Here is a 22,084-nt window from a genome sequence, read left to right as displayed (position 1 = left end):
GCATAACACAGCCGGGGAGCGAAAAGCTCCGCTCAGCGCCGCAGCACCAGGGCCACGCCCAGCGCCACAACGCCCATGCCGGCCAGGGCCGGCCACCCCAGCGTCTCCCCGAACAGCAGCCAGGCCATGACGGCAGTGACCGGCGGCGTCAGATAGAACAGGCTGGCCACCCGCGAGGCGGCGCCGCGCCGGATCAGGGCAAACAGCAGGAAGATGGCCCCCACCGACAGCACCAGGCACAGCCAGGCCAGGGCGAAGAGGAACTCGCCGGTCCAGTCCACCTGCATGGTCTCACAGAGGGGCGCCAAGACGCCCAGCAGCAGAGCCGAGGCAGCATACTGGAGGGCCGTGCCGCTGCGCAGATCCATGCCCGTGCAGAAACGCTTCTGGTACAGCGTACCGGCAGTGATGCCGAGCAGGGCCAGGACGGCATAGACCAGGCCCGCCAGGTTGCCCAGCGACAGCTTCTCCCACACGACCAGGGCCACGCCCGTCAGGCCGAGGGCGAAACCAAGCCATTGCCGACGGGAAAGCCGCTCGCCCAGCAGCGGTCCGGCGGCCAGGGCCGTCAGCAGCGGCTGGACCCCGACGATCAGGGCCGTGGTTCCCGCCGGCACCCCCGCCTTGATGGCGCTGAACACCCCGCCGAGATAGGTGGCATGCACCAGCAGGCCGGCCACAGCGATATGCCCGGCCTCTGCCGGCGTGCGCGGCCACGGCGCCCGCGTCACCAGGGCCACCAGACCCAGCAGCAGCGTCACTGCCGCCAGTCGCAGCAGCAGGAAGGTCAAAGGCCCGGCATAGGGCAGACCCAGCTTGCCGCCGATGAAGCCGGTGCTCCACAGCAGCACGAACAGGGCGGGGGCGGCACGGGTCCAGGCGGAGTCGCGGGTGGGCATGGCACGGCAGAGTAGCGGGGATCGGGTCCTGCCGCCATCGCCCGTCCGTCGGAGGCACCCAAAGAAAAACGGCCGCCCCTGATGGGACGGCCGTCTTCCTACGCAAGCGTGCCTTAAGATCAGGCGGCCTTGCCCTGCTTGGCCACGATCTCGTCGGCAACGTTCTTCGGCACCGGGTCGTAGTGCGAGAACTCCATGGTGTAGGAGCCACGGCCCGAGGTCATGCCGCGCAGCTGGCCGATGTAGCCGAACATCTCCGACAGCGGCACATGGCTCTCGACGGCGATGTTGTTGCCACGCTCCAGCTGGCCCAGCACGGTGCCGCGGCGGCGGTTGATGTCGCCGATCACGTCACCCAGATAGTCCTCGGGGATCACGACCTCGACCTTCATGATCGGCTCGAGCAGCACCGGGGAACCCAGACGCATAGCCTCACGGAAGCAGGCCTTGGCCGCGATTTCGAAGGTCAGAGCGTTGGAGTCCACCTCGTGGTACTTGCCGTCCACCAGGGTGGCCTTGAAGTCCACGGTCGGATAGCCGGCCATGACGCCGTCTTCCTTCTGGACCTGAAGCCCCTTGTCCACGGACGGAATGTACTCGCGGGGAACCGTGCCGCCGACAACCTGGTCGACGAACTTGTAGCCCGCACCGCGATCCTGCGGCTCGAAGATGATCTTCACTTCGGCGAACTGGCCCGAACCGCCGGTCTGCTTCTTGTGAGTGTAGATGTGCGTGACCGGGCGGGTGATGGTCTCACGGTAGGCCACCTGCGGCCGGCCCATGATGCCTTCCACACCGAACTCGGTGCGCATGCGATCCAGGGTGACTTCCAGGTGCAGCTCGCCCATGCCGCGCAGGATGGTCTGTCCGGTCTCCTTGTCGGTCTCCAGACGGAGCGACGGGTCGGCCCGGACCATCTTGCCGATGGCGGCGCCGAACTTGTCCTGGTCGGCCCGGTTCTTCGGCTCCACCGAGACGCTGATCACGGGCTCGGGGAAGCGCATGCGCTCCAGCACCACCGGGGCGGTGGCGTCGCACAGGGTGTCACCCGTGTCGGTCTCGGCCAGCGACACGAAGGCGACGATGTCGCCGGCGCGGCACTCTTCGAGATCGTTGGTGTCCTTGGCGAACATCTCGACGATGCGGCCGATGCGCTCGCGCTTGCCACGGGTGGTGTTCAGCAGGGACGAGCCCTTGGACACCACGCCGGAATAGACACGCACGAAGGTCAGCGAACCGTACTTGTCGTTGATGACCTTGAAGGCCAGGCCCGAGAACGGCTCTTCGTCGGAGCAGATGCGCTCGCCGTTGGGGTTGCCGTCGGGGTCCACGGTCTTGATGGCTTCGACGTCGGTCGGCGCCGGCAGGTAGGACACGACGGCGTCCAGCAGCTGCTGCACGCCCTTGTTCTTGTAGGACGAACCGCACATGACCGGAACGAAGGCGCCGGAGATGGTGGCGCGGCGGATGCACTCCCGGAGCACGTCGGCCGAGGGGGCCTCCAGCGTCTCCAGGTAGGTGTTCATCGCCTCTTCGTCCTGCTCGACAGCAGCTTCCACCAGGTCCTGGCGGTACTGCTCGATCTGGCTCAGGATCTCACGGTCATAGGCGTTGGTGATCTTCAGCTTGTCGGCCAGATCGTCCGTGACGTCCCAGACCTCCCACTTGGCGTCCTTCTCGTCCGAGAACCAGACCAGGGCCTTCATCTCGACGAGATCGACCATGCCGCGGAAGTCGTCTTCCGAGCCGATCGGCAGCTGCAGGCAGACCGGACGGGACCCCAGACGGTCGCGCACCATCTGCACGGTGCGGCGGAAGTTCGCGCCGGAGCGGTCCATCTTGTTGACGTAGCACATGCGCGGAACCTTGTAGTTGTCCGCGAGGCGCCAGTTGGTCTCGGTCTGCGGCTCCACGCCGGCCACACCGTCGAACACGACGACAGCGCCGTCGAGCACGCGCAGGCTGCGGTTCACCTCGATGGTGAAGTCCACGTGGCCAGGGGTGTCGATGACGTTGATCTTCTTACCCTTCCAGAAGCAGGAGACGGCGGCCGACTGAATCGTGATGCCGCGCTTCTGTTCCTGTTCCAGGTAGTCGGTCGTCGTCGACGTCTTCAGATCCTTGGTATCATGGACGTCGATGATCGTGTGCTTGCGACCGGTGTAGTACAGGATGCGCTCGGTCGTCGTGGTCTTGCCGGCATCGACGTGCGCAATGATGCCGATGTTCCGGATGTCAGCAAGCGGGGTAGTGCGGGGCATTAGCTAGGCTCCGTCGTCCAGCGTCGTAAAGTCGTCTTGACCCGGCGTGGTAAGATGTTGTGGTCCGTTGCGGGCCACACCGGATAGCCGGGAAGCGGGCCGCACGAAAAAAACCGGGGTGTCGGCGGACGAAGTGTCCAGACCTCCCGGCGGGGCACTATTTAACGCGGTCCGCGTCCCATTCCAAGTGTTCTGCGCAGCATGACCGCTACGCGTGTGATGAGTGTCCCCCGCGGAGCACGGAAACGGCCGTAAAAGCCACGGGATGCAGGGTGCCGTCCCGCTGGCCCGATCCATCGGGTTGTAGCAAAATCGTGGCCAGGACCCGACCGTGGCGGTGAGCAGTCGGCGACGGCCCCCCGGCAAGCGCATGCCTGCATCCGGCCAAGTCCCCCTCCTGTTCGTGTCGGCGCCCTCCGGCGGCAGCCTGGTTTACGCCCGTTGCACCCGCGGCAGCAGTCCGTTACGCCTGTTCTGGCCGGATAACAGGCATAACAACGACCGGAGGAACCCCACCATGCATGATACCGCCGCCCCCCTGGCCGGCTATATGACCAAGCCATCCGTGGCCCTGGCCGACTATCCCACCCTGGTGGGCACAGAGGTCGGGGTGTCCGACTGGATCTCCCTGGACCAGGGCATGATCGACCGCTTTGCCGATCTGACCGGCGACCGCCAGTTCATCCATGTGGACCCGGCCGCCGCCGCCCGCACACCACTGGGTGGAACCGTGGCCCATGGCTTCCTGACCCTGTCCCTGCTGGGAGCACTGGGACCGCAGATCATCCCGCCGGTGGCTGGCACGGTGATGGGCTTCAACTACGGCTTCAACCGGCTGCGCTTCGTGGCACCGGTCCGCAGCGGCCGCCGCGTACGTGCGCGTCTGATACTCTCTGCTTTCGAACCCAAGGGGGCCGGCCAGTATCTCAGCACCTTCGCCGTCACGGTGGAGATCGAAGGCGAGTCGAAGCCGGCCCTGCTGGCGGACTGGCTGACCCTGTCAGTGCTGGCGCCGGGCTGATCCCGCCGCCCGCCTGTTAGGCCCCCTTGCGAAGGAAGCGGCGACGGACACGGATCGCGCCATGCCCCGGCCGGCCTGGGTGTACCGGCACCGAAGCGGCTCCCGACCGCACCGCCACCACATCGCCCGACATGCATCTGACAAGGAGGCTGCCATGTCCCGCACTGTCGTCATCACCGGGGCCTCCGCCGGCGTCGGCCGGGCCGTGGCCGTCGCCTGTGGTCGCAGGGGCGACCGTGTCGCCCTGATCGCCCGCAGCCGCCCGGGACTGGACGGGGCAGCAGCAGAGGTGACGGCGGCCGGCGGTGAGGCGCTGGTCCTGCCCTGCGATGTGGCTGACGCCGATGCCGTCGAGCGCGCGGCCAACCGCGTGGAGGCCGCCTTCGGCTCTATCGATGTCTGGGTGAATGCCGCCATGGTGACTGTCTTCAGCCCGGTGGAGCGGCTGACGGCGGCGGAACTGCGGCGGGTCACCGACGTGACCTATCTCGGCAATGTCCATGGCACGCTGGCAGCCCTGGCCCGCATGCGGCGCCGGGACCGCGGCACCATTATCCAGGTGGGATCGGCCCTGGCCTATCGCGGGATCCCGCTCCAGGCGCCCTATTGCGGTGCCAAGCATGCGCTGCGGGGGTTCCAGGACAGTGTCCAGGCGGAGTTGCGGCAGGAGGGCAGCCGAGTGCGGCTCTGCATGGTGCAGATCCCGGCGGTCAACACCCCCCAGTTCGACTGGGCCCGCAGCCATGTGGACGGGCGTCCGCGGCCTGTGGCCCCGGCCTATCAGCCTGAAGCCGTCGCCGCCCATATCCTGGCCGCCATGGACCGGCCTCGGCGTGAGGTCTGGGTTGGCGCCATGACGCCGCTGGTGGCCATCGGCTCTTTCCTGGCGCCAGCTTTTGCCGACTGGTATCTGGCCCGCACCGCCGTGTCGGATCAGACCGCAGACGAACCGCCGCCGCCGGTACGGCCCGATAATCTCTACACCCCAGCGGCCGGCCTGCACCGCACCCGCGGGCGCTTCGACGCCGAATCCGCCGGCCGGGTCGTCGGCGCCGATGCCGGCCTCTGGCGCTGGGGCGCGTTCGCCCTGCTGGCTGGCACCGTGACCGCCGCCACAGCCGGGCTGGTCGCACGCCGGTCGGCACCCAGGCCCCGTCTCACAAGCTGATGCCCAGCATCTCCGCGGCGGCGGCCTGAACCGTGGGATCGACCGGCGGCGGGGCGATATCCACGCCGCGCTTCAGTGCGTCCACGACAGCTTCCAGCACAGCAACGCGGGCATACCATTTGGCGTCGGCGGGAACGGCGGTCCAGGGGGCAAGCTTGGTCGAGGTGCGCTCAAACATCTCGTCGATGGCCACCTCGTAGGCCGCGCGGCGGTCGCGGTTGCGCAGATCCTCCACCGTCAGCTTCCAGCGCTTGTAGGGGTTGGTCAGCCGCTCGCGGAAACGGGCCAGCTGCTCCTTGCTGCTGAGATGCAGGAAGACCTTGACGATGCGCACCCCGTCATCGACCAGCAGCCGTTCGAACTCGTTGATCTCATCATAGGCGCGCTGCCATTCCGCTTCGCTGGCGAAACCTTCGATGCGCTCCACCATCACGCGCCCGTACCAGGAGCGGTCAAAGATGGCGAAGGTGCCGGGCTCCGGCAGTTTCTGCCAGAAGCGCCAGAGATAGTGGCGGCCCTGCTCGGCGGCACTGGGGGCGGCGATGGGCCAGACATGGGCCCCGCGGGGGTCCAGCTTCTCGGTCAGGCGGCGGATGGCTCCGCCCTTGCCGGCGGCGTCCCAACCTTCGAACACGATCACGGCCCGGCGCTTGCTGTGCCAATAGGCCTGCTGCACATGCAGGATGGTTTCCTGCAACTCCGCCAGCCGCCGTTCATAATCGGCCCGGTCCACCAGCTTGTGGGCCTTGAGATCCAGTTCCGCCAGACGGGGCGTGCTCTTTTCCAGCGAGATCGGCGTGCGCGGCATCCAGACGACTCCTGCTCTTCGGGGCTTCGCCACTTTAGCCCATCAACCGATAGGAGCGCCGGTCCATTCGGTCAAGCCAGGCGGTCCTGGAGTTTTGCCCGAGACGGACTGCGGGGACGGGACAGGCAGCCACCCCGGACTGTTGAGGGGGGAAGCGCAACGGAAGGACCCCGATATGCCCACCGACATCCCCCCGACAAAGCCCCCGATCGCGGACATCCCTGACCAGCCACGGCCGCCCAGCGATCTGCTGAACGCGAAGGCGCAACCGGCCATGCCGGGACGGGCCGATATGACCGGCACACCGTCGGACGACGCGCTGGACCAGCCGCGGCACGAGGACATCAACCCCAGCCGGGCACGGGAACAGCCGCCCGACGACTGATCGTCCGCCGGCCGGCCATTCCCAGGTAACTGCCCCGATGTGACCGGGTCAGTCGTCCCCGCCCACCGGGCGCAGGTGTGGCAGCTCCGGCTCGCGCGGGGTCAGCAGCCGCCCCAGTTTCGGCGCCACCCAGCGCTGCAGATCATCCATGAAGGTGAAGACCACCGGCACGAACACCAGCGACAGCAGGGTGGAGGTAATGAGACCCCCGATGACCGCCACCGCCATGGGCTGGCGGAACTCGGTATCGGCGCCCCAGCCCACGGCGATGGGCACCATGCCGGCGATCATGGCGATGGAGGTCATGATGATGGGACGGGCGCGCTTGGCCCCGGCGTCCAGCAGGGCCGCCCGTCGGTCCATGCCATGGTCGCGGATGGAGACCAGGGCATATTCCACCAGCAGGATGGAGTTCTTGGTGACGATGCCCATCAGCATCAGGATACCGATCAGCGACGGCATGCTGATGGTCATGCCGCACAGCACCAGGGCTCCCAGGGCCCCACCCACCGATAGCGGCAGGGCCATGAGGATGGTGGGCGGCTGGAAGAAGTTGCGGAACAACAGCAGCAGCACGGCCACGATCAGCAGGATGGCCGTGCCGATGGCCACCAGGAAGCCCTTGAACAGGATCATCATCTCCTGTGCGCTGCCCACCGGCGGCTTGGAGATGCCGGGCGGCATGTGGGCCAGCGACGGCAGGGTGTTGATGACCTGCATGGCGTCGCCGAAGGGTTTGCCGCCGACCAGATCGGCCTGGACCGACACGCGGCGGGCACGGTCATAGCGCTGGATCTGCACCGGTCCGGAGCCAAGCTCGATATCGGCCACGGCCTTCAGTGGCACGGTCCCTCCGCCGCTGGTGCGCACCCGCAGATTGGCGATGAGGTCCAGGTCGCTGCGGTACCGTTCGCCCAGCTGCACCCGGATCGGCACCTGCCGGTCGCCCAGATTGAACTTGGCCGTGTTGCTGTCGATATCGCCCAGGGTGGCAATGCGGGCCACCTGACCGATCTCCGCCACTGAAACCCCCTGCTCCGCCGCCCGGTCGAAGCGCGGGCGGATGAGGATTTCCGGCCGCTGCATGGCCGCCGTGGTGGTGACGTTGGACACGAAAGGCAGGGCACGCAGCTCCGCCGCCACAGTCTCGGCATGCCGGTCCAGCAAGGCGCCGTCATTGCCTGTCAGCGCGATGGAGATGTCGCGGCCACCGCCGCCCGGACCCATGGAGTTGAAATAGAGCCGCACGCCGGGGATCTTGCGCAGCTCCGGCAGAACCGCCGTCTCGAACTGCTTCTGTGCCAGCGTGCGCTCGCTGCGGTCCTTCAGCATGACGATGATCTGGCCGTTGCGGACCTGGCTGCCGCGTCCGGCATTGGTCCAGACCGACTGCACCTCCGGCCGCGCCTTCAGCATGGTGCCGACCCGCTGGGCCACGGCGTCGGTTTCCGCCAGGGTCGATCCCGGCGGCAGCTCCAGCGACAGGATGGAGAACCCCTCGTCGGTGTCGGGCACGAAGGTGCTGGAGATCATGCCGGCCGGCACTACCGTCAGCACGAAGATGCCGATGGCCATCAGCGCCGTGCGGCCCCGGTGGTTCAGGCACCAGTCCAGCAGGCGCATGTAGCGCTGCGTCCACGGCCCGGCCTCGTGCTCGGCCGACTGGCTGGGTGTCAGCAGATAAGCCGCCATCAGCGGCGTGATCAGGCGGGCCACGGCCAGGCTGAACAACACCGCCACCGCCACGGTGACGCCGAAGCTCTTGAAGAATTGTCCGGCGATGCCGGGCATGAAGGACACCGGCAGGAACACCACCACGATGGTCATGGTGGTGGCCACCACGGCCAGACCGATCTCGTCCGCAGCCTCCAGCGCCGCCGCATAGGGCCGCTTGCCCATGCGGATGTGACGGACGATGTTCTCGATCTCCACGATGGCATCGTCCACCAGGATGCCCACCACCAGGGCCAGGGCCAACAGCGTCACGCCGTTGATGGTGAAGCCCAGCCAGTGCATGGCCAGGAAAGTGGGAATGGTGGAGAGCGGCATGGCCAGGGCCGAGATCAGGGTGGCGCGCATGTCGCGCAGGAACCACCAGACCACCACCACGGCCAGCAGCGCGCCGATGACCAGCGCCTCGATGGAGGCTGCATAGGCCTCCTCGGTGAATTTCACCAGATTGATGGTCAGCTCGAAGCGGACATCGGGATAATCCTTGCGCAGCTGCTCGACCACCTCGGCCACACCATGGCCCACGGTCACCTCGCTGGAGCCGGGGGAGCGGCTGATGGCGAAGGTCACCGCAGGCTCGCCGTCCAGCCGGGCGATGGCCCGCATCTCGGCCGTGCCGTCCACCACCTCGCCCAGCTCCGACAGACGCACCTTACGGCCGCCGGGGATGGCAATCTCGGTGTTGCGCAGATCCGCCACCGTGCGGGCCGCCCCCAGGGTGCGGATGGTCTGCTCACTGGCACCGACACGGCCACGACCACCCGGCAGGTCCACATTGAGGGCGCGCAACTGGCTGTTGACCTCGTCCGCGGTGATGCCCAGCGCCATCAGCCGGGCCGGATCGAGATTGATGCGGATCTCGCGGCTGAGCCCGCCCAGCCGATCGACACCGCCGACACCGGGCACCCGCTGCAGCGCACGGGAGATCTCATTGTCCACCAGCCAGGACAGCTCCTCCACCGAGCGCGACTCCGACGCCACGGAGTAGTAGAGGATGGCGTCGCCTGTGACCTCGACCCGCTGCACCTGCGGTTCGTAGATGTCCTGTGGCAGATCCGAGCGGATGCGGCTGATGGCGTCGCGCACATCGTTCACGGCGCGATCGGTATCATGGCCGATATGGAACTCGATGGTGGTGTTCGAGCTGCCATCGCTGACAGAAGAGGACAGCTTGTCGATGCCGTTGATGCTGGCGACCGCGTCCTCCACCTTCTTGGTGACCTGGGTTTCCAGCTCCGACGGGGCGGCACCGGGCCGGGACACCGAGACCGTGACGATGGGCACGTCGATGTCCGGGTTGTTGGCCACATCCATCGACAGGAAACTGGCGATGCCGGCGAAGGTCAGGATCAGGAAGAGGACGATCGGCGGGACCGGATGGCGGATGGCGACCGCCGAGATGTTGCCGCTGCTCATGGAAGGCTGCCTTGGTGCGGGAGAGCGGGATCAGGGCTGCGTCGGCAGGGGCCGGACCGGGATGTCTGGCACGGCGGCCACGGTCACCACATCCCCGTCCTTGAGATAGCCCGCACCGGCCACGACGACACGGTCGCCAGTCGCCACCCCTTTCAGGATGGCGACGCGCCCGCCTTCCAGCGGCCCGGTTTCCACGGCGCGCATCTGCACCTTGTCGCCCTCGCCCAGAGTGAAGACCAAGGGCTTGGAATCCTTGTAGACCAGGGCCCCAGCCGGAACCAGCGGGGCCTGAATGGTGCCGGTCTCCACCCGACCGCCGACGAACATGCCGGGACGCAGCAGGCGGGATTTCGGCACATCGACCTTGATCGTGCCCAGCCGCGTCTTGGGATCGACCACGGGGGAGATCAGGCGGATGGTGCCGACCGCGGCCTCGCTGCTGCCGTCCACCGACAGGCTGACCGGCTGGCCAACGACCAGATCGCGCAGATCCATCTCCGGTACATCGGCCACCAGCTCCACCCGGTCCTCGCGGATCAGGCGGAACAGCTCTGTCCCGCCGGCAGACATCACCGCCCCCAGCCGGGCATTGCGCCGGGTGATGGTGCCATCGGTCGGCGCCCGCACCTCGGTCTGCTTCACCCGGACCTGGGCCTGCATCCGTGCCGCCTCGGCCACGCCGACACGGGCCTGGGCAGTGGCGGCGGTGGCGCGGCGGCTGTCCAGCTCACGCACGCTGATGGCGCCGGTCTTGGACAGTTCCTCGGCTCGGCGGGTATTGGTCAGGGCCTCCTCCGCCGTAGCCTGGGCCTCACGCAGCGAGGCCTCCTTGGCCGCAAGATCGGCCTTCAGCTCGCTGTCATCGAAACGGGCCAGCAATTGCCCGGCCTTGACCGCATCACCCTCATCCACCAGCACCTCGACGATAGCAAGGCCGCTGGTCTGGGTACCGATGGGCAGCTCGTCCCAGGCGGCCAGCGATCCGGTCACCAGCAGGGTGCGGCGGACCACGCCCTGCTCCACTGGCGCTGCCGTGACTGTCAGGGCCGCAGCCTGGCTGGCCGGAGCCGCCACCGGCGGCGGCTTCGGTCCCATGACCTTGTAGCCCACCGCAACCACGGCCACCACGGCCACACCGCCCAGCAGCCAGATCCACAGGCGGGGCCGGCGCCGGCCCACCACAGCAGCAGCCGCGCTGATCGACGCGGCAGCCGGGCGGAGACGCGGCTCGACGGAAGGGACGCTCATGGGGAAGCCACCTTGGAAGAAGGGTTGGGCCGGCCACTGGCAGAGGACCGCCCCGGTCGATCCCAGGCGTGCGGGAGCAGGCACGATCAGGAATCACGGTTCGGTCCGGACTATACACGGGATGCATGTATCGGAGAAGAAGCCGGCTTGTGACGGACTGTAACCGGAAAAAGTCAGGAATTCCGGGCGCTTCACCCGACCACTTCAAACCAAAACAGTGGCATGCTATGTAAATTTAACATCCAAGGTTGCCGATTGTAACGGTGACGTTACGGCTGTTGCATGTCGCCCGGACGGCAGGCCCCATGGGCACAATCAATCCAATCAAAGTCACGACCAGGGGGACTGTGAAGGTGAAATCGGTTTTGACGGCGGGGGTCTCAGCCCTCATCCTGACCATGGTGGGCGCGGGCGTGTCTTCTTCCATGGCAGCAGTGGATAAGGCGGCAGACAAGGCTTCGGCCGCGTCTGCGACCAAGGCTTCGAGCAAGGCAACCATGAGCAGCAACCCGTTCTTCCAGGATTGGAAGACCCCGTTCGGCGTTCCTCCCTTCGAGCAGATCAAGCCGGAGCATTTCAAGCCGGCCTTCGAGCGCGCCATCGCCCAGCACAAGGCGGAGATCGCGGCTATCGTCGCCGACACATCCGCGCCCACCTTCGCCAACACCATTGACGCGATGGAGAAGGCCGGCGCCAGCCTGGACCGGGTGTCGAAGGTCTTCTACAATCTGACATCCTCACACACCAACGACCAGTTGCAGGCCATCCAGCGCGAGATGGCGCCGGTCCTGGCCGCCCATGGCAGCGAGATCGACTTGAACCCGGTGCTGTTCAAGCGGGTGGACGCGCTGTACCAGACGCGTGAGCAGCTGACGCTGACCCCGGAGCAGAAGCGGGTGCTGGAGCGCTACCACCTGTCCTTTGTGCGCGCCGGCGCCCAGCTGGACGAGGCAGCCAAGACCCGCATGGCCGCAATCACCCAGCGCCTGGCCGTTCTGTCCACCCAGTTCGGCCAGAACGTGCTGCAGGACGAGAAGGATTATACGCTGGTCCTGGACAAGCCCGAGGATCTCGCCGGCCTGCCGGACTTCCTGCTGGCCGCGTCTGCCCAGGCGGCGGAGGAGCGCGGACTGAAGGGCAAGCATGTTATCACCCTCAGCCGCTCCTCCATTGAGCCGTTCCTGACCTTCTCCGCCCGCCGCGATCTGCGCGAGACGGCGTTCAAGGCCTGGATCATGCGTGGTGACAACAACGACGCCCAGGACAACAAGGCCATCATCAAGGAAATCGTCCAGCTGCGCATCGAGCGCGCCAACCTGCTGGGCTACAAGACCTTCGCCGACTTCAAGCTGGCCGACACCATGGCCAAGACGCCCCAGGCCGTCGAGGATCTGCTGATGCAGGTCTGGGGGCCGGCCCGCGTCCGCGTGGGCGAGGAGCGCGACGAGCTGCAGGCCGCCGCCAAGGCCGAAGGTCAGGCCATCAAGATCGAGCCGTGGGACTGGCGCTACTACGCCGAGAAGGTGCGCAAGGCCAAGTACGACCTCGATGCGGCCGAGGTGAAAGCCTACTTCCAGCTGGACAAGATGATCGAGGCGATGTTCTACACCGCCAACCGCCTGTTCGGCGTCACCTTCACCGAGCTGAAGGACATTCCGAAGTACCAGGCGGATGTGCGCGCCTGGGAGGTGAAGGACAAGGACGGCAAGCTGGTCGGCATCTTCTACGGCGACAATTTCGCCCGCGCCTCCAAGCGCAGCGGCGCCTGGATGAGCAGCTACCGCGACCAGGAGAAGCTGCGCGGCGACATCCGCCCGATCGTCGTCAACAACAACAATTTCGCCAAGGGCGCGGCCGGCGAACCGACGCTGCTGTCTTTCGATGATGCCGAAACTCTGTTCCACGAGTTCGGCCACGGGCTGCACGGGCTGCTGTCGAACACCACCTATCCCTACCTGTCCGGGACCAGCGTGCTGCGCGACTTCGTCGAGCTGCCGTCGCAGATCTATGAGCACTGGATGGCCGAGCCGGAAATCCTTCAGCGCTTCGCCGTCCACTACAAGACCGGCCAGCCCATGCCGAAGGAGCTGCTGGAGAAGATCCTGGCCGCCCGTAACTTCAACCAGGGCTTCGCCACCATCGAGTACCTGTCCTCGGCGCTGGTGGACCTGGAGTTCCACAAGCTGACCGACGCCAAGGACCTGGATGTGGATGCCTTCGAGGTGGCAACGCTGAAGAAGATCGGCATGCCGGACGAGGTGGTGATGCGCCACCGCACCCCGCATTTCAGCCACATCTGGTCGGGCGATGGCTATTCCGCCGGCTATTACAGCTACATGTGGGCGGAGGTGCTGGATGCCGACGGCTTCAACGCCTTCAAGGAGGCTGGCGACATCTTCGATCCGGCCACGGCCAGGAAGCTGTACGAGAACATCTATTCCGTCGGTGGCACCCGCGACCCGATGGAAACCTATGTGAAGTTCCGCGGCCGTCCGCCGAAGGTCGATGCGCTGCTGGAAATGCGCGGTCTCAACACGGCGGTGCCACGCACCAACTGATCCGTCAGCCCATCGCGCTATGGAGAGAGGGCCGGACCAGCGGGGTCCGGCCCTTTTCCTGTCTGGCGCCCGAGCACCATCGTCCGCTGGCTCGGATCGCGCCGCGCGGGATTTACGACAGCTGGCTGCGCACCGGACAGGTCTTGATCCCCAGCAGCGTGTAGAGCGGGCACCAGCGCATCAGGCCCGTGGCCAGCGGCACCAGTCCGATCAGGCCGAACCAGCGGGCATCGCCCTCCAGCACCAGCAACAGGGACAGCAGCACCAGCCCGGCCACCAGCCGTAGCGCGCGGTCAAGACCGCCAATGTTCTTCGTCATCGTCTCCTCCTCCACATCGAATCCACGCCGCCAGCCTAGTGGCCGCTCCGATTCCGCGGTTTGACAACTCGCAAAAGCCGGACGGGCCACGGAACCGGAGCAGCACCAGCCCTTATATATGCTTTATAACGAATATTCGCAACTACGCATGCTTATCCTCGCTCCCGCGTCGTTGCCGCCGTTGGAACTCCGCGTCCGGCCCGCTATAGAGGGGCGGGTTTTCCGCCGGAGGAACCGCCGTGCGCTATGGCAAGCTGGAAGTGATCTGCGGCCCGATGTTCTCGGGCAAATCCACCGAAATCCTGAAACGGGCGCTCTGGCATATCCATGGCACCGGCGCCCGCATCCTGCTGCTGAAGCCGGCCTTCGACGTGCGCTACGGCCAGGACCGCGTGGTCAACCATGACGGCATCGGCTTCGATGCCCAGCCCATCACCGAGATGCCGGACGTGGCGGATGATGTCTCCGCCGTCTTCATCGACGAGGTGCAGTTCTGCTGCGCCCCGCATTTCAACGGCGATCTGGTGGAGAACATCCGCGCTCTGCTGCTGCGCGGCATCGACGTGCATGTGTCGGGCCTGGACATGGATTGGCGCGGCCAGCCCTTCCCGGTGACGGCCACGCTGCTGGGCATGGCCGACATCGCCGTCAAGCTGCGCGCCCGCTGCGCCGTCTGCGGCCAGGACGCCAGCAAGAGCTTCAAGAAGCACCGCAACGACCGCCGGCTGGAACTGGGCCAGGCCGACCTGTACGAGCCGCGCTGCAACCTGCATTGGCATGACCACAGCAACCGACCGGGCACCGAATTGTCGCTGGATATCTGACCGGCCGGGCCGGTCCCACCGCCACTGGCGCAGGACACCACGATGGTGTAGGAACGCGCCGCGCCTTCCGTTCCTGTGGATCGATGTGATGACTGCCTGCCCCTGCACCTCCGGCCGCGCGTTCGACGATTGCTGCGGCCCCTATCTGGCCGGAACCGCCGTGCCGCCGACGCCGGAAGCGCTGATGCGCAGCCGCTACGCCGCCTTCACCCAGGCCAATGTGGATTATCTGGAGCAGACCCTGCTGCCGGAGACCCGCGCCGACTTCGACCGCAAACAGGCCGAGGAATGGGCCACCGGCAGTCAGTGGACCGGGCTGGAGATCCGCAGCACCGAGGGCGGCAAGCCCGGTGACGAGGAAGGCTGGGTCGAGTTCGTCGCCCACTTCCGCATTCAGAACAAGGATTACGTCCACCACGAGTCCAGCCGCTTCCAGCAGCGCGACGGGCGTTGGTGGTATGTGGACGGGATCATGGGGCCGCGCCCGCGCAGCGTGCAGAAGATCGGCCGCAACGATCCCTGCCCCTGCGGCAGCGGCAAGAAGTACAAGAAGTGCCACGGGGCGAGCTGATCCCGGCGGTCTGACATCCTGTCATCGGCGGCTGTCGACCGTGACCGGTCGACAGCCCTTACAGGCGCCGCGGCGGGAGGAGCCTCTTCAGCGCGGCCGCGAGGGCTTGGGTGTTTCCGGCAGGTCGGGAACGCCCGGCAGTGGTACCATCTGTCCAGTGCCCAGCCAGAAATCCAGCGTGGCATCCCGCCGCCGCGCCGTCTCGATCTGATCCCGCCGCCGCCCGATCCAGTCGATGTCCGACGCCGCCGGAATTCCGCAGGTGATACGGCCAGGATCGCTCATGACCGGCAGGCGTTCAAGAACGGCATACAACAATGGGGACACGGATCTTCACTCCTTGGCTGAGGCCAAGCTAGCGGATCGCAATATATTCGTGCAATCGATTGGGTCGAATGGCAGATGTGCCGGGCAAGGGTGCATTCTTTATAGAAGCTGAAACACTCAATCCTTTTGCACAGCCCTAATTGCCGCACCGACATCCCGCACGAAAACCAGTGCCCGCCCCTCAGCGATAACGCGATCCCCTTCGCCGGTGCAGCGCGTGTCCAGATCCACCAGATGCTTGTCCGGCCGCAGCCGTGTCACCGTCACCGTGGCTGTCAGCACCTCCCCCACCCGGGCCGGGGCGTGCAGCACCGTCTCCTGCTTCAGATAGTTGGTACCCATGCCCGGCAGACGCATGCCCAACAGGGTGGAGAACAGGGCGCCGATCAGCGGCTCCGGCACCTGTCCAGCCGCCACCGGCGCCCCCCCCAGATCCAGATAGTCGGCCACATCGGCCGCCTGGAAGGCACGGGTCAGTGCCGCGCGATCCCCCTCCCGCACCGGCATCACGCCGCCTCCCCGATCCCCGGTTCCGACACTTGAATTTCCATCTGCCCATCGCAGGTCACCACGCCGTCAGCCAGCCGCGTCACCGACAGGGCCAGCAGCACCCGGTCCTCCTGGCGTCGCTCCACCCGCACGGCGAAGCGCAGCGGCTCCCCCGCATAGCTTGGCGCGGGGAAACGCACCTGCTGCCATAGCTGGCGCCCGCCGGGGACCAGCCGGTCGGCCAGGCCGCGCAGGATGGAATAGAGCAACACCCCATGTGCCACCGTGCGCCCGAAGCGGGTACGGGCGGAGAAATCCGGGTCCACATGGATGGGGTTGTCGTCGCCGGACAGGCGGGCGAAGCGGTCGAACTCCGCCTGGGTCAGCATACGGTCCAGGCTGATGCCGTCCTGCATTACGTCTCCCTCCATCGGACCTCCCCTCCATCTGGCATCCCCATCAGCCGCTCCCCCAGCCCGAACCGCTCCAACTGCTCAGCCGGTGCTTCTGCACCTTGCCGGCGGCGGTGCGTGGGAATTCCTCGAGGATGACGAAGCTCTTCGGCACCTTGTAGGCGGCCAGATGCGCCCGGCAGAAGGCGGCCAGATCCTCCGGCGTCGGCACAGTCCCGTCCGGCCGCAGCCGCAGATAGGCCCGCCCCACCTCGCCCCACCGCGGATCGGGCACACCGATGACCGCAGCCTCCAGCACATCCCCATGCCGGGCCAGCACATTCTCCACCTCGGCGGGATAGACGTTCTCCCCACCGGAGATGAACATCTCCTTCAATCGGCCGATGATGACGTAATAGCCGTCCTCATCGCGCCGCGCGATGTCACCGGAGCGCAACCAGCCATCAGGCGTGAAGGCGGCAGCGGTGGCATCGGGCCGCTGCCAATAGCCGGGGGTCAGGCCGGGGCCACCGAACCACAGCTCCCCCGCCTTCCCGTCCGGCACGTCGCGCCCGTCCGGGTCGACGATGCGCACGGTCACCAGCAGTTGCGGCTTGCCGACGGAGCCGATCTTCTCCGCCGCCCGGTCCGCATCCATCAGGAAGGCAGTGGGGCCGGTCTCGGTCATGCCCATGCCGTTGCAGACGCGCACGCCACGCTCCAGATAGCGCTGCACCAGCACGTCCGGCAGCGGGGCGCCGCCACAGCCCCAATGGCGCAGGCGTGACAGATCCACCGTGGTGAAGCGGGGATGCAGCGCCAGGTCCTGATAGACGGCGGGTACGGCGAACAGGGCGTCCAGCCGCCCCTCGGCCAGCAGATCGATGACCCGACCGGCATCGAAACCCGGCAGCACCAGTACCTGCCCGCCGATCATCAGCGTCGGCAGGGCATGCAGGTTGATCCCGGCCGTGTGGAACAGCGGCAGGAAGCAGAGCGTGCGGTCGTCGCGGCGCAGATCCACGGCCTGGCTGATATTGACGTAATTCACCAGCGCCATGGCGAAGGTGTAGATCACCGCCTTGGGCACACCGGTGGTGCCGGAGGTGTAGAGCAGGTACCAGATGCCATCGCCGGGCCAGCGCACACGGCCGGCCAGCGGTGCGGCGGCGGCAAGCAGTGCCTCATAGCCCTGGGGACCGGGGTCATCCAGCCCGATCACGGGGCAGCCGTCCCCAGCTGCCATCCCGGCCGCGGCCAGAGCCGTGTCCCGATCCTCCGCCCCGGCCAGCAACAGCCGCGGCGCGCAGTCGGCAAGCAGCGGCGCCAGTTCGGCCGGCGGCATGCGCCAGTTCAGCGGCACGGCGATGGCCCCCAGCCGGGCGCAGGCGAACAGCAGTTCGAAAAAGGCGATGCGGTTGCGGCAGAGCAGCCCGACCCGATCCCCCTCCCCCACCCCGGCCGCCGCCAGCAGGCCGGCGGCGCGGCCGGTCCGCTGCTCCAACGCGCGGTAGCTGATGCGCCGTCCCGTGGCCAGTTCCTCCAGGGCGATGCGGTCGGGCGTCAGTTCCGCCCGCTTGGCCGTGATGTCGAACAGGTCGCCCATCATGGCTTGGGTCCCGTCGCCGGCCCCGTCTGGGCAGCCCCCATGGCCGGCGTCAGCCCATGGGCGATGAGGTCGGCCACGGCGGCAGCCACCTCCGCCGCCGGACGGCTGTCGTCCCAGATACCGTAGCGCAGGCCCAGAAACACGCTCATCCCGATCAGGGCCCAGGCCCGCTCCTCGTCGGCGCCGGGACGGATCTCCCCGCGGCTGCCCGCCAGCGCCAAGTTGCGGCGGTAGGCTTCGGCGAAGACCCGGTAATAGGCACGATAGGCGTCCTCGGCGACGAACTGCGCCTCCATGACGATGCGGTACAGATCCTTGTGGCTGCGGGCGAAGGTGATGAAGGCCTCCAACCCCAGCCGTTCCGCCGTGATGCGGTCGGGCGCCGCTGCCACCCGGTCGGCAATCCATTGCCGGGTGAGCCGGCCCATATGGTCGACCAGGGCGCGGAACACCTGCTCCTTGCTGTCGAAGTAGGTATAGAAGGTGCCCAGCGCCGCCCCGGCCCGCTGGGTGATGCCGCTGATCGACGCCTCGTGATAGCCGCGCTCGCCGAACTCGGCGGCCGCGGCATCCAGCAACCGGCGCAGCGTGCGCTTGCCCCGCTCGGTGCGCGGGGTCTTGTCCGGCTGGATCGCCTCCACACTGACAACCGGTTCGGCGGCCGGCGGAAGACTTGCGTCGCTGGCATCGATCATGTTGCCTCCTCCTACAAACTTGAACATTGACTCAGGTTTCACTTCTATGCAAGCTCACCGGCAACGAACAAGAGCACTCCAGGCGGGTGCGCCGGCGCAAGCCCCGACACGCGGGACACACCGCGGCAGGGCGGCGAGGGCCATGGGGAGGATGACCGGGGATGGCGGACTTCGTGGCCCGTGATGGGGCGCGGCTGGCCTATGACGATCTGGGATCGGGGCGCCCGCTGCTGCTGCTGCACGGCTGGGCCACCCATGCCGGCTTCTTCGCGCCCCAGGTCGAGGCCCTGGCCGGCAGCTTCCGCCTGATCCTGCCCGACCTGCGCGGCCATGGCCGCTCCCGCCTGCCGGCAACCGCGCCGCCCCCGACGGTCCAGGTCCTTGCCGACGACCTTGGCCAGTTGCTGACGGCACTGAACCTGACCGGCGTGGTGGCCGTGGGCTGGTCGCTGGGGGCCCTGGTCCTGTGGCGGGCCCTGGCGGAGGGGGCGGCGCCCGGCCTGGCCGGCATGGTCAGCATCGACATGAGCCCCAAGGTGCTGAACGGCCCGGACTGGAGCGCCGGTCTGCGCGGCAGCGGACGCCACCCCGTCCCGGCGACCCCGGCGCTGGCCGAGCATTGGCCGGTCCTGGCCCCACGCATCGCCCGCCGCATCTTCGCCCCCGGCCGGGCCGCCACCGATCCGGCCCTGGTGGCCTGGACCGAAGACCAGATCGCCGCCTGCGACGCGGCGGCCATGGCGTCCCTGTGGACCTCGCTGGCCGCCGCCGACTGCCGGAACGCGCTGCCGACCCTGCCGCTGCTGCTGGCCCATGGAAGGCAGAGCCAACTTTACGGGGCAGAGACCATCCAGTGGCTGACCCGCCGCCGGCCGGAGGCCCGTCTGGCCCTGTTCGAGTGCTCCGGCCATGCCCCGCAGCTGGAGGAGCCGGCGGCCTTCACCGCCGTTCTGCGTGACTTCATCGCCGGCCTGCCCGGCGCGCCGTGAGACGCGACCCGGACAAACCGGGCGCAGAAACAAGAACGAGGAAGGGGAGGAACAACCATGACCACCGTGATCCACACCAGAAAGGCCCTGCTGCTGGCCGGTGCCGCGCTGGTGGCGCTGCCGGCCTGGACCGCCCTGGCCCAGACCATCCCCGGCACCACCCTGCCGGCCGATGCCACCGCCAGTGCCGGAACCAGCACCATGGACGAGATCGTCGTCACCGCCCGCCGCCGGTCGGAGACGCTGCAGGATGTGCCGGTCTCCGTGTCCGCTTTCACGGCCGAGGCGCTGGACCTCAAGGGCAGTCCCGATATCACAGCCCTGCAGCAGAGCACGCCCAACCTGACCATGCAGGTGGCGCGCGGGTCGAACTCCACCCTGATCGCCTTCATCCGCGGCGTCGGCCAGCAAGACCCGCTTTGGGGCTTCGAGCCCGGCGTCGGGCTGTATGTGGACGATGTCTACATCGCCCGGCCCCAGGGTGCCGTGCTGGACATTTTCGACATCGAGCGCATCGAGGTGCTGCGCGGCCCCCAGGGCACGCTCTATGGCCGCAACACCATCGGCGGGGCCGTGAAATATGTGACCAGGCGCATCGGCGACGAGGCCAGCGCCACACTGAAGCTCAATGTGGGCAGCTATGAGCAGCGCGACGTCATCGGCAGCTTCGGCACGCCCATCGGCGACAAGGTGGCCCTGGGCGGCGCCTTCGCCGTCTATCGCCGCGACGGTTTCGGCCGCAACCTGACCACGGGGGCCGAGCATTACAACAAGGACATCAATGCCGGCCGCCTGTCGCTGGAACTGACCCCGACCGAGGACATCTTCATCCGGCTGGCGGCGGACAAGACCGACGACCGCTCCAACGCCCGCCACGGCCACCGCGAGCGGCCCTTCACCGTGGGTGCCGTCACCTATCCCGTGTTGGAGGACGAGTACGACACCTATGCCGGGCTGGGCGACGACAATGACGTGGAGAACAAGGGTGTGTCGCTGACCGGCGAATGGACGGTCAATGACAGCGTGACCCTGAAATCCGTCACCGCCTACCGCAAGGGACAGACCGACACCAGCATCGACTTCGACAACCTGCCCCAGCCCTTCCTGGACGTGCCCGCCTATTACAAGGACGACCAGCTGAGCCAGGAACTCCAGGTCCTGTACGAGGGCGAGAAGCTGCAGGGCGTGGCCGGGCTGTTCTACATGGATGCCACCGCCTCCGGCGCCTTCGACACCATCGCCAGCGTGGCGACGACGCTGACCTCCGGCGAGGTCAAGACCAAGAGCTACGCCGCCTTCGCCGATGCCAGCTACGAGGTGCTGCCGGACCTGTCGTTGTCGCTGGGGGCCCGCTACACCATCGACGACAAGGAGGGCAGTGTCTTCCGCGCCGTCTATACCGGCATCCGTAGCCCGGAACTGGGCGGCACACCGCGCGCACCGACCCAGATCCGCACCGACTACGACAATGACAAGACCTTCCGCCAGTTCACCCCGCGCGCCAGCCTGAGCTACAAGATCAACCCCGATCTGACCGTCTACGGTTCCTACAGCAAGGGTTTCAAGTCCGGCGGCTTCGACATGCGCGGCGACGCACTGCTGTCCCCGCGCACGGTGGAGGGCTACGGGCCGGAGAAGATCGAATCCTACGAGCTGGGCGCCAAGGGCACCTTCTTCGACCGGCTGACGCTGAACGCGGCCGGCTTCTATTCGGTCTACAAGGGCCAGCAGATCTCGTCCCAGGTGGCCATCCCCAACACCACGCCGCTGCAGATCCAGAGCCTGATCGAGAATGTGGGCGAAACCGACCTCAAGGGCTTCGAGCTGGAGGGCGAGCTGCGCATCCTGCCGTCGCTGACGGCCACCGGCGTGGTCGGTTACATCGACAGCAAGTTCAAGGATTTCATCACCTACAACGCCGTGCTGGGGCAGGAGGTGGACGTGTCCGACAGCCGCGTGCTGCAGAACACCCCGCACTGGAGCACCAATTTCTCCCTGCGCTATACCCACGACCTGCCGGAGGGGGCGGGAGCGCTGGCGTTGACCGGCACCTATTCCCACCGCAGCGCCTATTCCCTGTTCGAGACGCCGAACCCGCTGCTGGACGAGAACGGCTACACGCTGTGGGACGCCAGCCTGGTCTGGACCTCCGCCAGCGACACCTGGCGTGTCGGCCTGCACGGCCGCAACCTGGGCAATGCCCGCTACCGGGTGGGCGGCTACCCGTTCGGCGCCATCGCCGCATCCGATATCGGCTTCTACGGACCGCCGCGGACCTATACCCTCAGTCTGGAAGCGCGGTTCTAAACCTTGCACCGCGCCCGGCGCCGGTGGCACATGCCCCGGCGCCCACCATTCCGGCGGGAGCCAACCC

20 protein-coding genes are annotated in these 22,084 nt (G+C 67.3%); 8 read left to right on the top strand and 12 right to left on the bottom strand.

Translation table 11 applies throughout. The features are described 5' to 3' along the window. Positions 1 to 32 precede the first annotated feature (32 nt). Positions 33 to 899 carry a DMT family transporter gene (locus DK368_RS04625; RefSeq protein ID WP_114392415.1) on the bottom strand — a complete coding sequence of 289 codons (867 nt, stop codon included), beginning with the start codon at positions 897 to 899 and terminating at the stop codon, positions 33 to 35. A gap of 119 nt (positions 900 to 1,018) precedes the next feature. Next, entirely contained in the window at positions 1,019 to 3,160 is a 2,142-nt protein-coding gene (fusA, locus tag DK368_RS04620; protein ID WP_114392413.1) for an elongation factor G, read from the bottom strand. A 517-nt stretch (positions 3,161 to 3,677) separates the two neighbouring features. Here fusA and DK368_RS04615 point away from each other — a divergent pair. Next, a complete protein-coding gene (locus DK368_RS04615) occupies positions 3,678 to 4,181 on the top strand; it encodes a MaoC family dehydratase (protein ID WP_240002335.1) in 504 nt (167 codons plus the stop codon). 154 nt (positions 4,182 to 4,335) lie between these two features. Then, complete coding sequence (locus DK368_RS04610) at positions 4,336 to 5,349, top strand: SDR family oxidoreductase (protein WP_114392411.1); 1,014 nt, start codon at positions 4,336 to 4,338, stop codon at positions 5,347 to 5,349. Here DK368_RS04610 and DK368_RS04605 read toward each other — a convergent pair. Next, positions 5,339 to 6,157 carry a polyphosphate kinase 2 family protein gene (locus DK368_RS04605; protein WP_114392409.1) on the bottom strand — a complete coding sequence of 273 codons (819 nt, stop codon included), beginning with the start codon at positions 6,155 to 6,157 and terminating at the stop codon, positions 5,339 to 5,341. The genes DK368_RS04610 and DK368_RS04605 overlap by 11 nt on opposite strands. A 175-nt stretch (positions 6,158 to 6,332) precedes the next feature. Between DK368_RS04605 and DK368_RS04600 the strand changes: the two genes are divergently transcribed. Then, positions 6,333 to 6,542 carry a hypothetical protein gene (locus DK368_RS04600; RefSeq protein ID WP_114392407.1) on the top strand — a complete coding sequence of 70 codons (210 nt, stop codon included), beginning with the start codon at positions 6,333 to 6,335 and terminating at the stop codon, positions 6,540 to 6,542. Between the two features lie 48 nt (positions 6,543 to 6,590). Here the strand turns inward: DK368_RS04600 and DK368_RS04595 are convergent, their stop codons facing one another. The 3 genes from DK368_RS04595 to DK368_RS04585 all read right to left on the bottom strand — a co-directional run bounded on the left by DK368_RS04595 (position 6,591) and on the right by DK368_RS04585 (position 11,436). Then, complete coding sequence (locus DK368_RS04595; protein ID WP_114392405.1) at positions 6,591 to 9,689, bottom strand: efflux RND transporter permease subunit; 3,099 nt, start codon at positions 9,687 to 9,689, stop codon at positions 6,591 to 6,593. A 30-nt stretch (positions 9,690 to 9,719) separates the two neighbouring features. Next, positions 9,720 to 10,937, bottom strand: a complete 1,218-nt coding sequence (locus DK368_RS04590) for an efflux RND transporter periplasmic adaptor subunit (RefSeq protein ID WP_114392404.1) — start codon at positions 10,935 to 10,937, stop codon at positions 9,720 to 9,722. Positions 10,938 to 11,172: 235 nt separating this feature from the next. Further along, on the bottom strand, positions 11,173 to 11,436 hold the full coding sequence (locus DK368_RS04585) for a hypothetical protein (RefSeq protein ID WP_114392402.1): 264 nt from the start codon (positions 11,434 to 11,436) through the stop codon (positions 11,173 to 11,175). Here DK368_RS04585 and DK368_RS04580 point away from each other — a divergent pair. Continuing rightward, complete coding sequence (locus DK368_RS04580) at positions 11,435 to 13,495, top strand: M3 family metallopeptidase (protein ID WP_114392400.1); 2,061 nt, start codon at positions 11,435 to 11,437, stop codon at positions 13,493 to 13,495. The genes DK368_RS04585 and DK368_RS04580 overlap by 2 nt on opposite strands. A gap of 112 nt (positions 13,496 to 13,607) precedes the next feature. Here DK368_RS04580 and DK368_RS04575 read toward each other — a convergent pair whose 3' ends face one another. Then, positions 13,608 to 13,814: a YgaP family membrane protein gene (locus DK368_RS04575; RefSeq protein ID WP_114392617.1), complete on the bottom strand. Its 207-nt coding sequence runs from the start codon at positions 13,812 to 13,814 to the stop codon at positions 13,608 to 13,610. Positions 13,815 to 14,053: 239 nt separating this feature from the next. On the opposite strand from DK368_RS04575, the gene DK368_RS04570 reads away from it, so the two are divergent. Next, positions 14,054 to 14,638 (top strand): thymidine kinase, encoded by a 585-nt coding sequence (locus tag DK368_RS04570; protein ID WP_114392398.1) that lies wholly within the window; start codon positions 14,054 to 14,056, stop codon positions 14,636 to 14,638. 88 nt (positions 14,639 to 14,726) lie between these two features. After that, positions 14,727 to 15,209 carry a YchJ family protein gene (locus DK368_RS04565; RefSeq protein WP_114392396.1) on the top strand — a complete coding sequence of 161 codons (483 nt, stop codon included), beginning with the start codon at positions 14,727 to 14,729 and terminating at the stop codon, positions 15,207 to 15,209. Positions 15,210 to 15,296: 87 nt separating this feature from the next. Here DK368_RS04565 and DK368_RS04560 read toward each other — a convergent pair whose 3' ends face one another. From DK368_RS04560 to DK368_RS04540, 5 genes are all read right to left on the bottom strand, one after another. Beyond that, entirely contained in the window at positions 15,297 to 15,536 is a 240-nt protein-coding gene (locus DK368_RS04560; RefSeq protein WP_155524469.1) for a hypothetical protein, read from the bottom strand. 117 nt (positions 15,537 to 15,653) lie between these two features. Next, on the bottom strand, positions 15,654 to 16,043 hold the full coding sequence (locus tag DK368_RS04555) for a hotdog family protein (RefSeq protein WP_114392392.1): 390 nt from the start codon (positions 16,041 to 16,043) through the stop codon (positions 15,654 to 15,656). Next, a complete protein-coding gene (locus DK368_RS04550; protein WP_205028042.1) occupies positions 16,043 to 16,456 on the bottom strand; it encodes a MaoC family dehydratase in 414 nt (137 codons plus the stop codon). The genes DK368_RS04555 and DK368_RS04550 overlap by 1 nt, the downstream gene beginning before the upstream one ends. A 28-nt stretch (positions 16,457 to 16,484) precedes the next feature. Then, on the bottom strand, positions 16,485 to 18,026 hold the full coding sequence (locus tag DK368_RS04545) for an acyl-CoA synthetase (protein WP_114392388.1): 1,542 nt from the start codon (positions 18,024 to 18,026) through the stop codon (positions 16,485 to 16,487). Continuing rightward, positions 18,023 to 18,721 (bottom strand): TetR/AcrR family transcriptional regulator, encoded by a 699-nt coding sequence (locus DK368_RS04540; RefSeq protein WP_114392386.1) that lies wholly within the window; start codon positions 18,719 to 18,721, stop codon positions 18,023 to 18,025. The genes DK368_RS04545 and DK368_RS04540 overlap by 4 nt, the downstream gene beginning before the upstream one ends. A 161-nt stretch (positions 18,722 to 18,882) precedes the next feature. On the opposite strand from DK368_RS04540, the gene DK368_RS04535 reads away from it, so the two are divergent. Continuing rightward, positions 18,883 to 19,710, top strand: a complete 828-nt coding sequence (locus tag DK368_RS04535; protein ID WP_114392384.1) for an alpha/beta fold hydrolase — start codon at positions 18,883 to 18,885, stop codon at positions 19,708 to 19,710. Positions 19,711 to 19,767: 57 nt separating this feature from the next. Next, on the top strand, positions 19,768 to 22,017 hold the full coding sequence (locus DK368_RS04530) for a TonB-dependent receptor (protein ID WP_114392382.1): 2,250 nt from the start codon (positions 19,768 to 19,770) through the stop codon (positions 22,015 to 22,017). The last annotated feature ends 67 nt before the right edge of the window (positions 22,018 to 22,084 follow it).

Source organism: Oleisolibacter albus (assembly GCF_003336875.1).
GTDB lineage: Bacteria > Pseudomonadota > Alphaproteobacteria > Azospirillales > Azospirillaceae > Niveispirillum > Niveispirillum album.
This window is presented reverse-complemented; position numbering and strand designations above follow the sequence as displayed.